At 46.3% G+C, this 14632-nt stretch carries 9 protein-coding genes; 5 read left to right on the top strand and 4 right to left on the bottom strand.

What is annotated here, in order from left to right:
* Window positions 1-23 precede the first annotated feature (23 nt).
* The 3 genes from ACHKAR_RS03875 to ACHKAR_RS03865 form a co-directional block, all read right to left on the bottom strand.
* Window positions 24-1328, bottom strand: a complete 1305-nt coding sequence (locus tag ACHKAR_RS03875; RefSeq protein ID WP_395416249.1) for an amidohydrolase family protein — start codon at window positions 1326-1328, stop codon at window positions 24-26.
* Complete coding sequence (locus ACHKAR_RS03870; RefSeq protein WP_395416248.1) at window positions 1321-4362, bottom strand: amidohydrolase family protein; 3042 nt, start codon at window positions 4360-4362, stop codon at window positions 1321-1323. Before ACHKAR_RS03870 ends, ACHKAR_RS03875 begins: the two co-directional genes overlap by 8 nt.
* 239 nt (window positions 4363-4601) lie before the next feature.
* On the bottom strand, window positions 4602-5825 hold the full coding sequence (locus ACHKAR_RS03865) for an acyl-CoA dehydrogenase family protein (protein ID WP_395416247.1): 1224 nt from the start codon (window positions 5823-5825) through the stop codon (window positions 4602-4604).
* Window positions 5826-5886: 61 nt separating this feature from the next.
* Here ACHKAR_RS03865 and ACHKAR_RS03860 point away from each other — a divergent pair, with 61 nt between their 5' ends.
* The 3 genes from ACHKAR_RS03860 to ACHKAR_RS03850 are packed head-to-tail and all read left to right on the top strand — an operon-like array spanning window position 5887 to window position 9053.
* Window positions 5887-6828, top strand: a complete 942-nt coding sequence (locus ACHKAR_RS03860; protein ID WP_395416246.1) for a tryptophan 2,3-dioxygenase family protein — start codon at window positions 5887-5889, stop codon at window positions 6826-6828.
* A gap of 20 nt (window positions 6829-6848) precedes the next feature.
* The gene (locus tag ACHKAR_RS03855) at window positions 6849-8681 is read left to right on the top strand and encodes a toxin-antitoxin system YwqK family antitoxin (RefSeq protein WP_159578669.1); all 1833 of its coding nucleotides are present in this window, start codon (window positions 6849-6851) and stop codon (window positions 8679-8681) included.
* The gene (locus ACHKAR_RS03850) at window positions 8682-9053 is read left to right on the top strand and encodes a CoA-binding protein (RefSeq protein ID WP_395416245.1); all 372 of its coding nucleotides are present in this window, start codon (window positions 8682-8684) and stop codon (window positions 9051-9053) included.
* On the opposite strand, the gene ACHKAR_RS03845 is transcribed toward ACHKAR_RS03850, so the two are convergent.
* Window positions 9054-10436 (bottom strand): leucine-rich repeat domain-containing protein, encoded by a 1383-nt coding sequence (locus ACHKAR_RS03845; protein WP_395416244.1) that lies wholly within the window; start codon window positions 10434-10436, stop codon window positions 9054-9056.
* A gap of 100 nt (window positions 10437-10536) precedes the next feature.
* On the opposite strand from ACHKAR_RS03845, the gene gyrB reads away from it, so the two are divergent.
* Both gyrB and ACHKAR_RS03835 read left to right on the top strand, forming a co-directional pair.
* Window positions 10537-12495: a DNA topoisomerase (ATP-hydrolyzing) subunit B gene (gene gyrB / locus ACHKAR_RS03840; RefSeq protein ID WP_395416243.1), complete on the top strand. Its 1959-nt coding sequence runs from the start codon at window positions 10537-10539 to the stop codon at window positions 12493-12495.
* Between the two features lie 211 nt (window positions 12496-12706).
* Window positions 12707-14593 (top strand): M1 family metallopeptidase, encoded by a 1887-nt coding sequence (locus tag ACHKAR_RS03835; RefSeq protein WP_395416242.1) that lies wholly within the window; start codon window positions 12707-12709, stop codon window positions 14591-14593.
* Window positions 14594-14632: the final 39 nt, after the last annotated feature.

The following is a 14632-nucleotide window of genomic DNA, read 5'->3' as shown; positions in this document are numbered from 1 at the left end:
GGCTTTTCGTTTAAATCATCCGGTTATTTCATCTGACCTTCATATTTCTCTTTGAACTTCTCATACAAGCGCTGCTGCATGGCATCCAGCGACACCTCTCTGCCCTGTATAAAGGAGTAGACCACATCATTGGTACGCATATCCAGCAAATCACCATTAGAGATCACAATGTTGGCATCCAGACCTTGCTCCAAAGTCCCGGTTTTATCATCAATTCCAAGGATTTTTGCGGTATTGGAAGTGATCATCTGAAGGGCTGTTTCTTTATCCACCCCATACCCTGCTACCGTACCAGCAAAAAATGGAAGGTTTCGGGAGCTGGCAATCATTTCCGACACGTGGGTCAGCCCCACCAGAATGCCCTCGTTATGCAGCATAGCCGGGAGTTTATAACACCAATCTGTATCCTCCTCTGCCCTGCCGGGAATGCGATGCACATTTTCCAATAATACCGGGATATTGTTTTCCTTGATCAAATCCCGAACGTACCACACATCCTCACCTCCGGTCAGTACCATTTTAGGCACATACTGCTTGATCGTCTGTACTGCTTCGACGATCTGCTTAGGCCTGTTTGCGTAGACAAACAACTGCTTGTCGCCTTTCAAAACAGGCACCATGGCTTCCAAAATGAGATTTTTCTCCCCAGATGACTGCTCCATATAAGCTTTGGTATCCTGAAGCAATTGGGTTACCTCCGCTACCTGAGCATCGTACTCCTTGTTTTCCCTGCGCTCAGTCTCACCCATCCACCATCTGGCACCATAGGAAAGCGAGGGCCAATTCAAATGAACTCCATCGTCTTCCTGATAAAGGGCATCCTCCCAGTTCCAGGCGTCCAACTGCATGATACTGCTGGTACCTTCTATCCGGCCACTTCTTGGAGCCACCTGGGCCAGCTGAATTCCATTGAACCTCATGGTAGGAATCAACTCCGAGTCGGTATTGTAAGCTATGGCGGTTCTCACATGAGGCTTCAGATTACCCGTCTCGGAAAAGTCTCTGCTGGCTTTCACCGCTTCATACTCTACCAACCCAAGGTTAGTAAGCGGAAGAATCACTCCCGGATATGCATGCTTCCCGGCCGCATCGATCAGCCGGTAGCCTTTCAGGTCTACACGCACTCTGGTGGCATCGGCTACCAGCGCTATCTTGCCCTCTTTGAAGGTGATAATGGAGTTTTCTATGACCTCTCCATTGCCCAGGTGGGCAGTGGCATTCATAATCGCGATTGGTTCGCTTTGAGCAGGGGCCGGTGCCAGCACCTGTGCGTAAGCACTCCACCCCAAGATTATTCCTATGATATATGTAGTGATTTGCTTAGTCATTGTCCTGATGGTTAAGAGTGAAACCTTCTTCTATGATGTCTTCACACTCAAAATAGTGCTTGTCTTTCTTTTTAGGCTTTTGAGTCTTTTCTCCGCCATTTTTCGCATCTAGCATTTTCTCGATCAACCTGGCTCGCTCAGCAGGTATCTGCTTTCTCATCTCAGCATCCTTTTCCAGGCTAAAGTAAACCACCCCATCCACGAGGGTCATTTCTGGTTTGGCATAAATGCTCAATGGATGGTCATTCCAGAGTACCACATCAGCATCCTTCCCCACCTTGATGCTACCCATCCGATCATCCAGATGAAGCAATTTGGCCGGATTTAAGGTCACTAACTTCAATGCCGAAATTTCATCCATTCCGCCATACTTCACAGACTTGGCGGCTTCCTGATTGAGCCTTCTCGCCATCTCTGCATCATCGGAATTGATGGCGGCTACTACCCCAGCCATGGTCATCAGAGAGGCATTGTAGGGAATAGCATCCTTCACCTCAAACTTGTATGCCCACCAGTCTGAGAAGGTAGAACCACCTGCTCCGTGCTCGGCCATCTTATCAGCCACTTTGTAGCCTTCAAGAATGTGTGTGAAGGTATTGATTCGAAAATCAAATGACTCTGCCACTTTCAAAAGCATATTGATCTCAGACTGTACATAAGAGTGGCAGGTGATGAAACGCTCACTATTAATGATTTCCAAAAGTGTTTCCAACTGCAAATCCTTGCGCGGTGCCGGAGTGGAAGCTTTCACTTTTTTACTAAGGCCTTCATACCGGGCTTTAGCTTCACCATAAGCTTTGGCTCTGGTAAACCCATCCACAAACACCTGCTCTACTCCCATTCTGGTCTGTGGAAAACGGATGCTATAATCTGCGCCCCAGTTGGACTGCTTTACATTTTCTCCCAAAGCAAATTTGATGTATCCATCAGCTCCTTTGATTTTCAATCCTTCGGGACTTGCTCCCCAACGGAACTTGATGAGGGCTGATTGCCCACCTACAGGGTTAGCTGAGCCATGCAAAAGCTGAGCCGCAGTGACCCCACCCGCCAGTTGTCTGTACAGGTTAACGTCCTCGGAGTTCAGTGCATCATACATCCGCACTTCAGCAGTGATGGCATGGCTGCCTTCATTCACTGAGGAAAGCGCAATGTGCGAGTGCTCATCTATGATCCCGGGAGTGATGTGCTTGCCTGTGGCATCTACCACCTTTGCTCCTTCACCCGCGAGTCCCTTGCCTACACTGGCTATTTTCCCGGCTTTTACCAGTACATCAGCACCTTCCAGCTTACCATCACCTTCCAGCGTCCATACAGTAGCATTTTTAAACAATATGGTTTCCTGTACTGGCTGCTCTGTCCAGCCATAGGCTACAAACGGATAAATCATCTTGCCTAAATCGGGAGTTTGGTCCTCCTCTTCCTCCTTGTCCTCAGCGTCTTTGTCCGCCTCTTTTTCATCAAGATCACCTACTCTGGCGGCTGACCATTTGGTCCAGCTACCATCCGCTAGCTGACCGGTACCCCCAAAGGCCCCCGGATCTACCCAGCCGGTGAGTCGGGTATTCGCTTCCTCCTCTTCTAACTTAAAGATTAGCGTGACGCGGTTTTCCTCTATTTTCAGCTTCACCTTCAGGTCTGTGGAGTCGTTGACCACCACCTTTGCGGAATGACTTCCAGCTTCACCAGAAATCTCAAGTGCATAGAAAGTGTCTCCTACTTTCAAATTATATTTTCCGGCATAATCCGGTGTACTGAGATCCGAAATTTCATATTTCCTGCCTTGTACCCAGGTCTGATGAATCTTGGCTTTCTCTTCAAAAATGCTCTCTGAGGCCACAAAGAAATTGGCCATCATACCCTGCTTCAATCCTCCTACCTTTTGTTGCATGTTGAAATACCTGGCCGGAGTGTAGGTGAGTGCTTTAAGTGCCTGGGTTTCTGTAAGGCCATAAGTCACAGCCTTGCGGATGTTTTTCCAATAGTCATCAGTGTTTTTCAACCCTGAAGGTGTAAAAGAAAACTCAATTCCGGCCTTAGCCAGCATACTTGCATTGGTCGGAGCCAGTTCCCAGTGCTTCATATCCTCCAGAGACACATCCAATGCCGCCATCGGGTCCTCCACATCATAAGCCTCAGGATAGGTAACAGGAATAATTAATGAAGCGCCCGTCTTTTTGATTTCGGAAATCCGCTGATACTCATCTCCATTGCCTTTGATGATGTATTGCACTCCAAACTCATCCCCGACTTGATCTGCGAGCAGCACTCTCAATTTACCTCCGTTAGCTTCAAATACCTGGGGCAAGCCCTGCACGTCGTTAAATGCTTTCAGGGAGAGATTGACCTGCTCTGCACTACCCTGCGTGCGATACCACACGGCATCATAATAGGTTTGTCTGAGCAATGCTACAACGCCCATAATGGAGCCGGGATACTCCTGCTTGGAAGTCCCCTTGCTAAATGAATAGTGCGCTGCCACTTTATCCGAAAGGACGGCATCCTGCACCGGTGCATCGGACAAGTTGGTAAACAGTGACGTCCCTCGCATGATTCCATCCGGACTAAAGGTGTTCACGGCTCCAAAGCCCGCTTTTCTCAACCCCTCCGCTTCTTTCTCATTGAGGGCGAACTCTTCTGAGGCATTGTAGGTGGAGCGTATCGCATCGTTCCAGCCGTACGGGCCCTTGTTGCTGCTTTCATATTGTGGTTTCCCGCGACTCCTGGAGGTGGAGACCTCCGGCAATCCATAGTTTGAATAGGGATCGATCAAGGCCGGGTATATATATTTTCCTTCCAAATTTACAGTAATGGCCCCTTTAGGAATGGATATACCCGTGCCTACCGCGGTGACTTTGCCATCTTTGATGATCAGCGTAGCATTCTCCAGCTTAGTCTGATAGTCTACAAAAATGGTGGCGTTGGTAAATGCATAATGCCCTGACCGCTCATCCGGAACCCCGTTTACAGGAAAAGTTTCCTGTGCGTAGATACCATGAAAAGCCAGCGCCAGACAAAGCAAAATCAGTTTCTTCATAGCTTATTAATTGAATTAGGTAAATGGAATGGCATATTAAGGAGAATATCGATGCTCCTAAGAATATTTTATATAAGCGGTTAATTTGTATTGCAAAGAAGACAATCTCGAAGCACGGGCATTAAAATCAGTGATTAAATTCTGAAGATGCTTTTGAAGTTCCTGGAATGAAGGTGATACCACAAAATAAAGGCCACTTAACCAGCGGCCTTTATCAAAAGTCTTCTACTCGCAAAAGCTCATCCAAAAGCAGGGATGCCTGTGATCTCGGCTCCCAGGATCAACAAATGGATGTCATGTGTACCTTCATAAGTCACTACAGACTCCAGGTTCATCATGTGTCGCATCATCGGATACTCTCCGGTAATGCCCATACCACCATGAATCTGGCGAGCTTCTCTGGCAATTTCCAGCGCTATGGCCACATTGTTTCGCTTCGCCAATGAAATCTGGGCAGTAGTAGCTTTGCCCTCATCCATCATTTTACCCAGCTTCCAGTTGAGCAGCTGAGCCTTGGTAATCTCAGTCAGCATCTCAGAGAGCTTCTTTTGAATCAACTGGAACGACCCGATAGGTTTACCAAATTGAATCCGCTCTGCGGCGTACCTTCTGGCGGACTCATAGCAGTCCATAGCTGCACCGATGGCACCCCAGGCTATGCCGTACCTGGCTTTGTCCAGACAGCCCATAGGAGCACCCAATCCATCTTTGCCAGGCAGCATGTTTTCTTTGGGAACCTTTACATCACTAAATACCAGCTCGCCGGTACAGGATGCACGCAGCGACCACTTACCGTGAGTCTCCGGCGTGGAAAAGCCCTCCATGCCACGCTCCACGATGAGTCCTTTGATCCGGCCCTCTTCATTTTTAGCCCAAACCACTGCGATATCCGCCTGAGGAGCATTCGAAATCCACATTTTAGCACCATTGAGCAAATAGTGATCGCCCATGTCCTTAAAGTTAGTCTCCATGCCACTTGGGTTGGAGCCATGATTGGGCTCTGTCAAGCCAAAGCAGCCTAGCATCTCTCCGGAAGCCAGCTTGGGCAAATATTTCTTTTTTTGTTCTTCGGATCCGTAAGCATAAATGGGGTGCATCACGAGTGATCCCTGTACTGAGGCTGTAGAGCGCATACCAGAGTCGCCACGCTCAATCTCCTGCATGATCAAACCATAGGAGATGTAATCCAGACCTCCACCACCGTAGGTTTCGGGGACCGTAGGGCCGAAGGCACCGATCTCTCCGAACTTCCGAACCATTTCACTTGGGAAATGATTCTTTTCGGTCCAATCTTCAATGTAAGGGGTGATTTCCTTCTTCACAAAATCTCTGATGGAAGATCTGATCAACTTATGCTCTTCGGTCAGTAAGTCGTCAATTTGGTAAAAATCAGGCGATTCAAATTCGTCTTTAAAATTGCGTTTTGTAGCCTGACCATTTGGGGTTAATGTGTCAGTTGACATAGGGTTGTTTTTGTTTTATCAGTTTTATTGGCTCAAATTTACAACAAAGCAGAACGAAAGAATGGGAAACAGAAACTTTAGTGAAGAGATTTTAACTCAACTGGAAAAACTAGAAGCTAAGTACGATGCAATGGGGCAGGATTTATCCGCTTATCTGGATGGGCTACTGCACTCAGACTACCTCACCTACTGGGATTACATCCGACTGGATACCCTGCTTAGCCTGCAAACTCCGAGAACCAGTTTTCCGGATGAGAAAATTTTTATTCTATACCACCAGATCACCGAACTCTACTTCAAACTCATCCTCAATGAGCAGGATCAGTTGATCATGTCTACCGAAACACCAGAGCGGGATACTTACCTCAAAAGGGTGAAGCGAATGAATCGCTATTTTGATCACCTCATCTATTCTTTTGATGTGATGATCGATGGGATGGATCCGGAGCAATTTTTAAATTTCAGAATGTCACTCCTCCCCTCTTCGGGGTTTCAGTCTGGGCAATACCGTCTCGTAGAAATCGGCTCCACAGATTTTCACCTGCTGACCTGCTCAGACACAAGAGATACCTATGGTGATGAGAGTGATGTGAATGAAATTTACGAGCACCTCTACTGGAAAAAAGGAGCTACCGAATTAGCTACGGGTAAAAAAACCCTCACACTCAAGCAGTTTGAGAAAAAATACTCAGACACCTTTGTGTCCAGAGCCAGGGAAGTTCGCAAAACCAACCTCAGAAAGCTGTACCACGACTTTTTTGAGGGGGATCAGGAAATAGCTGAAGCGCTGAAAAACCTGGACCACAGGGCCAATGTACAGTGGCCATTGATGCACTATAAGTCTGCGGTGCGTTATCTACAGAAAGACCCCGAAGTGATCAAAGCTACGGGTGGCACCAACTGGCAGAAATATCTTCCTCCAAGAAGGCAACAGGTAATCTTCTACCCTGAGCTTTGGTCTGCGGAAGAGCTAGCACAATGGGGTACCCGCGAAAAGCTGTAACTTAGGTCTATCCTGATGTAATGAGATACCTCCCATGGATCATACTGTTCATAATTATCAGCCCCTTTTGTGCTCTGGGTCAGAAGACCTTCGAGAAAAAGACGTACTACGATGACCAAAAGACCAAATTAAAAGAGGTCATTACCCTGCTGAAAAAGGACAGCACCCTACATGGGTTTTACCACTCCATTTATGAAAACGGGTCGCTCGCAATCTTTGGACACTATAGTCATGGTGAGTCAGACAGCACCTGGATCTATTACTTCGAAAATGGACGGGAAAAGGCCAGAGGTCATTACCAGAAAAACCAACAAGTAGGCTTGTGGAAATATCACTATGAAAATGGTGAACCGAAGGCCGTTGGCTCCTACCAGAACAACATCAAACATGGCCAGTGGACCTACTACTTTGAAAACGGGGAAGAAAAAAGCACCGGCATCTACTACAACAATGACAAAGAGGGCATTTGGAATTACTTCTATGAGGATGGCTCACTGAAGGCTCAGGCCTTTTTTAACGGAGGAAAGGGAATTTACAAGGAGTTTTACCCCAGCGGAAAACTAAAAACTGAGGGCCGCAATGAGTTTGATAAAAGTGAGGGCCTATGGACCTACTACTACGAGTCCGGTGAAGTGGAAGCGCGTGGAGAGTTTGTGAACGGACTCAGAAATGGTCTTTGGAAGTATTTTCACAAAAACGGTCAATTGGCTGCCGAAGGTGAGTTCTTGAAGGGTGAAAAATCCGGCCCCTGGAAATATTATTTCCCCGATGGAAGCCTCAGTAGTGAGGGTGAAATGAACAGTAACCAAAAGGATGGTTTTTGGAAACTCTACTATCAAACAGGCGAAATCAAAGGAGAAGGCCGTTACGACCAGGGAACCGGAGAATACATTGAGTACTATGCCAGCGGTAAGCAAAAGGCTCGGGGAGCCATGCAGGAAGGCCGACGGGAAGGCCGATGGGTTTACTTCAGCGAAGAGGGACTGGAGGATGGCGCTGCAGTCTTCGAACAAGGCGAAGGGGCCTATACCGGCTATTACCCGGATGGTTCTCTGAAGATGACCGGCACGATCAAGGACGACCGCAGAGTGGGCGAATGGACGCTTTACAATCCGGATGGATCAGTGGCTGGCATCTACCGACCCGTGTACGAAGAACAAAGTCCTATTTTCCGAACCTCAAACGTCAAAGAAAGCGAGGATGTGAAAAAAGCCAGCGACAAACCGGAGTACCGATATAAAAACAAGAAAATAAGGTACTTCAACCCTCGCATCAACGAATACACAGGTTTTATATTAGGCACCAACCCGCTGTGGACGCTGGCTGGTCAATTGCCCATCTCTATGGAATACTACATACAGGAGAGGCTGGGATATGAAGCACAAATCGTCGCTCACAAAAAACCATTTTACAAGGACTTCTCTGACCGATATAACAAAGTGAGTACACTGGGTCTGGATATCCATTTGAAACAAAAATTTTATCACGAAGATACGGATCTGGGCATGTTCTATTTTGGCCACCAGCTCTCAGCAGGCTATTTACAACACTATGTAAGCACACTAGACAGCCTCTCCGGCCCACCCATCAAAAAGCGGTTCACCTCAGAGCAAATGAGATTCGCCTATGGGTTCTTCATTGGTGACCGATGGATGCAAAGAGCATCTGATTCCGGACTTACCTTCGACCTGAACCTGGGGGTAGCCCTGGGAAGTAGAATTTTCTCCAATCATGCAGAAGCGCCATTTCGTTTTCTCTTCGATGAACTAAATCAGGATAAATTCTATTTACCTATCATTATCACACTCAACATCGGCTATGCCGGCCCAAAACGCAGAAGCACCAGTTTTTAAATGGACAAAAAGAAAACAGTGATCATAGGCGCCACGCCCAATCCCACCAGATACGCCTTTTTGGCGGCTGAGAGACTCACCAATCACCAACATCCGGTTGTGCCTGTGGGCATCAAACGAGGTGAAGTATTTGGAAATGAAATCCTGGATCTAAGAGAAAAACCTCCGGTGGATGGAGTGGACACAATCACCCTATACCTCAACCCCACGCATCAGCGTGAATGGGAAGAGTATATTCTAAGCCTACAGCCAAAGAGAATCATTTTTAACCCAGGCACAGAAAACGATCGACTCGCAGCAAAAGCCGCCGATCAGGGCATAGAAACGCTGAACGCCTGCACCCTGGTGATGCTGAGTGCCAGCACCTTCTGATCATTCCACTTCCTGAGCATATATTCTGGGCACACAGATCACTCCGGCTTCCATCATCCGCACGATCATAGGTGCCAGGTGAGGATTGGCCTGTCCATCAATGGCTATAGGATTCTCCTGAAAAGTAAATAACCTGAGGCTGGGTAAAGCTTCCACTTCATCTGGAATGGTGGTGATTTGGTTATTGGATACATCCAGGTCATTCAGGTCTTTCATTTCCAGGAACTGACTGGGAAAATCCACCAGGTAATTGTCATTCACCCGGGCAACGGTAAGCTTTTTCAAATTGCTGACGGACTCAGGAAGCACACTCAAGCGATTGTGATGCACATACATTTCGGTAAGGTTAGACAGCTTGCCTATGCTTTCAGGAAGGGAATAAATTCTATTGTTCGCCAGAAATAATACCTCCAAATTCTTTAATGCTCCCAATTCTTCCGGAATCATCTCCAACTCATTGTAATATAGGTCTATCACCTTCAAGTCCAACTCATAGAAATCCTCTGGTAGTGATTGGAGCTTATTTTTATACAATGACAGTTTCTCTAGTTTGCGCATGCGGGAGATCCCGGGTGGAAGGCTGGAGAGCTCATTTTCCTGCAGCTGCAGCTCCTTCAGCCCCTGCATGTTATAAAAGGTAGGATCTATAGCCGTCAGTCGGGAATTATTGGCTTTAAAAACTTCTAAAAAGCTTAATTTCTCATACTTGCCATCAGACAACATCAAGGCATGAGATTTATTAAAAGACACCTGGTTCAGGAAACTCACTTTACTCAACCTACTAATGGGCACTTCTCTGAAAAAATTCTGATCAAGTACCAACTCATTCATCCCCTCCAGCTTTCTAATCCCACTCGGCAATCGCTCGAGAAGGTTATTGCTCAGATCAAGCTTCTTGAGATTTGGAATCCTTTGTATCCGCACCCATAAAAATCGGTCGAGATGATTGGCTCGCCAGTACACCCGCTCAAGATGCTGGAGCCTTCCCAGCTCCTTCGGCAGCTTCCTTATATCATTATGGTCAATGATGAGCACCTTAAGGTTGGTTGCCTCAAAGACAAATTCAGGAATTCTATCCAAACCTGCGTAGCTCAGATCAATCTCCACCAATGTATCAATCCGGGTATTCGCCTGATAAGCCAACAACTTTTCTTGCCCCTCAGTTTGATGAGCCCGTCTGATGGCTACATTGGCCGAATCCACAGCGGCCCTCGGATCCTCGGCATACATTCGCTCAAAGATTTTTCTTCCCTGCTCAGCCCGTTGCCAGCGCTCCATCCGCACCCGCTCTACGCTATCGAGTTCCGGATCTCTACCACCCTCCTGTGCTGCCAAAGGACATGATATCAGCCATGTAAGGAGACAAAACAAAATCAATCTCATAACTAAATATTTAGTTGATAAAACTAATACAGCAAAAGTCCAAATCCAAGGGGTCGGAGAAGCATATTTTATATATTTTTGGGGTTTGAAAAATTGAAATATGGAACAAAGAAAGTCATTGGCCAAAGGAGATTATTCAGCTAATAATATTCAGGTACTTGAGGGATTAGAAGCCGTAAGGAAAAGGCCAGCTATGTACATTGGAGATGTGGGCATCAGAGGCTTGCATCATTTGGTTTGGGAGGTAGTTGATAACTCTATTGACGAAGCCCTGGCAGGATATTGTGATGACATCCATGTAGAAATCAATAAGGACAATTCCATTACCGTATCCGATAACGGACGAGGTATTCCTACAGATATACACGAAAAAGAACAAAGATCTGCCCTGGAGGTAGTAATGACCGTGCTACACGCGGGAGGTAAGTTTGATAAAGACACTTATAAAGTTTCAGGAGGTTTGCACGGTGTGGGGGTTTCCTGTGTGAATGCACTCTCCACTCACCTGAAAGCCACCGTTCACAGAAACGGTATCATCTATCAGCAGGAGTACGAAAAAGGGATTCCAATGTACCCGGTGAAAGAAGTGGGCAAAACGGATATCAATGGGACCATTATCACCTTCATGCCGGACAGTAGCATCTTTACACACAGTGAATACAAATACGACACGGTGGCTTCCCGTTTGCGAGAACTCTCATTCCTAAACTCAGGGATCAAGCTCAACCTGATAGACCATAGGGAGCAGGACGAGAACGGAGCAGATCTTACCGACGAGTTCTTCTCTACAGGAGGACTAAAAGAATTCGTTCTGTACCTGGACAGCACAAGAGAGCGACTCATCCCTGAGCCTATCCACCTCAACAATGAAAAAGGTGAAATCCCGGTAGAAGTAGCACTGAACTACAACACTTCCTATACAGAAAATGTAGTCAGCTATGTCAATAATATTAATACCATCGAAGGTGGTACACACGTGGCTGGCTTTCGTCGGGCACTTACCAGAACCCTTAAGTCCTACGCTGATAAGTCAGGCCTTTTGGAAAAAGCCAAAGTAGAAATCACGGGGGATGATTTCCGTGAAGGCCTTACCGCCGTTATTTCCATCAAAGTGGCTGAACCCCAGTTTGAAGGACAAACTAAAACCAAGCTCGGCAACTCAGATGCCATGGGTGCCGTGGACACCAGCCTGAGTGAAGCATTGCAGGAGTACTTAGAAGAACATCCTAAAGAAGCAAAACAAATCATCTCTAAGGTTATACTGGCTGCACAGGCCCGGCAGGCTGCCAGAAAAGCACGTGAGATGGTACAACGTAAAAACGTACTGTCAGGCACAGGCCTACCTGGAAAACTCGCTGACTGCTCCGATAAAGACCCTGCAGTATGTGAAATCTACCTGGTGGAGGGTGACTCTGCCGGTGGATCTGCCAAGCAAGGGAGAAACCGAAAGTTTCAGGCCATTCTTCCACTTAGAGGTAAAATCCTTAACGTGGAAAAGGCGCAGGAGCACAAAATCTACGATAACGACGAAATCAAAAACATCATCACCGCTTTGGGTGTCAGGTTTGGCATGGAGGATGACGCGCGAGCGCTCAATATGGAGAAGTTGCGATACCACAAAATCATCATCATGACGGATGCTGATATCGACGGTAGCCATATCAGAACCCTGATCCTTACTTTCTTTTTCAGATACATGCGTTCGCTGATAGAAAACGGATACCTCTACATTGCATTACCACCTCTTTATCTGATCAAAAAAGGTAAGCAAGAGCGATATGCCTGGACGGAAGATGATAGATTATCCATTATCAGAGAACTGGCCCCTGAAGGTAAAGAAGACTCTGTGAACGTACAGAGATATAAAGGTCTGGGAGAGATGAATCCTGAGCAACTATGGACAACGACAATGGATCCTGAATCACGAAGCCTAAAGCTCGTAACGATTGATTCTGCAGCTGAGGCAGATCACTTGTTCTCAATGCTCATGGGTGATGAGGTAGCCCCTAGAAGAGACTTCATCGAGAAAAACGCAAAATATGCTAAAGTAGATGTCTAAAACCTCTGCGATCTGAAACTCTCAACGACTACCTGGAAGATTGCTTGTATAAACTTCCATATCATCACAAAAGAGAAGAGGATCGCTGAGCCCAGGGCCAGAACAATTAGCATTACCAATTCGAAAACCTTATCCATTATTTTTTTAGTTGCTTATTAAAATAATATAAAAAACTCCAGACGATTACATTATTCGTAGAAAAGTTTTCCACATGAAATATAATTTTGTGAAGATCACAACATTCCTATCTTTTATTTTCCTTTTTTGCAAAATTTCAAGCGCTCAGGGCTATTGGCAGCAGCGAGTCAATTACGAAATTTCTATCGATTTCAACTCAAAGTCGCATCAGTACACGGGGGAGCAAACCTTAAAATATTACAATAACTCCCCAGATACCCTTTTCAACGTTTACTACCACCTGTACTTCAATGCCTTTCAGCCGAATAGCATGATGGACGTGAGGAGTAGAACCATCTCAGACCCGGATCCCAGAGTAGGTTCCCGCATTGCTCAACTGAGCGATGATGAAATAGGATACCTCAAAGTGATCTCTCTGGATCAATCTGGTACTGAACTCGCTTACCATGTATCTGAAACAGTACTCGAAGTGAATTTGAGTAAACCCATCCTACCAGGTGCTTCTGAAGTTTTCAACATGAAGTTTGAAGGACAGGTTCCCTTGCAAATCAGAAGAGCAGGTAGAGATAGTTTTGATGGCGTGGATTATTCCATGTCACAGTGGTTTCCCAAAATGGCCGAGTATGACAAGATGGGTTGGCACACCCATCCTTATGTAGGCCGTGAGTTCTATGCCCCTTGGGGAGATTATGAGGTCAATATCACCATGGACAAAGATTATGTGATCGCTGCTACAGGCATCCTCCAAAACCCTAATGAAATAGGCTACGGATATGAAGATACCGGGGTGAAAGTGAATAGAAAAGGTCAGAAAATCACCTGGCGATTCAAAGCTGAAAATGTGCATGATTTTGTATGGGCGGCAGACAAGGATTACATTCAGACGACTGCTCAGGTGCCCGACGGGCCTCTGCTTCGTTTCTTTTACATCCCGGGTGAGGACACCAAATATTGGGAAGAGCTTCCAGCCTATACCATTAAGACCTTCGAATACATGCAAAAGCGATTTGGAAAATATGGCTGGAGCGAATATGCGGTGATCCAGGGCGGAGATGGAGGCATGGAATACCCCATGGCCACGCTCATCGCCAATAGAAAGAACTCAAAGCTTCGCTCACTCAACTCCCTCATAGGGGTGATGATGCATGAAGTTGCTCATAGCTGGTATCAGGGCATGCTGGCTACCAACGAAAGTTACCTCCCATGGATGGATGAAGGATTTACCACGTTTGCGGATGAATACACAGAAAACTTTGTCCTGAATAAAGGCAGCAAGCAACCATTGGACTATTCGTACAAGAAGTATTTCAGATGGGTTGAGTTTGGTTATGAGGAGCCCATGTCCACCCACTCAGATCACTACAGCAGAAATAGTGCTTATTCTATAGGAGCCTACACCAAGGGGGCCATTTCACTTGAGCAATTGGGGTACATTATAGGTGATGCCAACAGAGATGCCGGTCTGCTCCGATATCATCATGAATGGGCCTTCAAACATCCTGACATGAATGATTTTATTCGGGTAATGGAAAAACAAAGTGGCCTTTCCCTGCATTGGTATTATGATTACTGGATAGGCACCACCGAAACCATCGATTATGCCATCTCCTCTGTGTCCGAAGTAAAGAATGGGGTAAAAGTAGATCTGGAAAGGTTGGATAAAATGCCCATGCCAATTGATCTCACCATCACCAAAAAAGATGGAACTGAACTGGAGTACTACATCCCTCTGGGAATCATGCGAGGCGAAAAGCCTAAAGAAACTGCTAACGAAAGATTGGTAGGTGAAGATTGGGCTTGGACACATCCAACCTATTCTTTTAGTCTGGACATCCCCTATTCAGACATTGAAAAAATAGAAATTGACCCTTCCGGAAGAATGGCCGATGTGGATAAATCCAACAATGTAGTTATCCTAAGAAGAGTTCATGAGAACACTCCTAAAAACATTAGCGAATAGAAATCAAGCAAAGTCTATTGGGAAGAGAAAGGCTCTCTT

The sequence above is a fragment of the Marinoscillum luteum genome (assembly GCF_044005705.1).
GTDB lineage: Bacteria > Bacteroidota > Bacteroidia > Cytophagales > Cyclobacteriaceae > Marinoscillum > Marinoscillum luteum.
Note: the sequence above shows the minus strand (reverse complement) of the source record. Positions and strands in the feature narration are given on the sequence as shown.

Excerpts from the sequence above, each read along its gene's own strand:
- ACHKAR_RS03865 (WP_395416247.1), bottom strand. The coding sequence starts at position 5,825 with ATGTCAACTGACACATTAACCCCAAATGGTCAGGCTACAAAACGCAAT.
- ACHKAR_RS03860 (WP_395416246.1), top strand. The coding sequence starts at position 5,887 with ATGGGAAACAGAAACTTTAGTGAAGAGATTTTAACTCAACTGGAAAAA.
- ACHKAR_RS03835 (WP_395416242.1), top strand. The coding sequence starts at position 12,707 with ATGAAATATAATTTTGTGAAGATCACAACATTCCTATCTTTTATTTTC.
- ACHKAR_RS03875 (WP_395416249.1), bottom strand. The coding sequence starts at position 1,328 with ATGACTAAGCAAATCACTACATATATCATAGGAATAATCTTGGGGTGG.
- ACHKAR_RS03870 (WP_395416248.1), bottom strand. The coding sequence starts at position 4,362 with ATGAAGAAACTGATTTTGCTTTGTCTGGCGCTGGCTTTTCATGGTATC.
- ACHKAR_RS03855 (WP_159578669.1), top strand. The coding sequence starts at position 6,849 with ATGAGATACCTCCCATGGATCATACTGTTCATAATTATCAGCCCCTTT.
- ACHKAR_RS03845 (WP_395416244.1), bottom strand. The coding sequence starts at position 10,436 with ATGAGATTGATTTTGTTTTGTCTCCTTACATGGCTGATATCATGTCCT.
- gyrB (WP_395416243.1), top strand. The coding sequence starts at position 10,537 with ATGGAACAAAGAAAGTCATTGGCCAAAGGAGATTATTCAGCTAATAAT.
- ACHKAR_RS03850 (WP_395416245.1), top strand. The coding sequence starts at position 8,682 with ATGGACAAAAAGAAAACAGTGATCATAGGCGCCACGCCCAATCCCACC.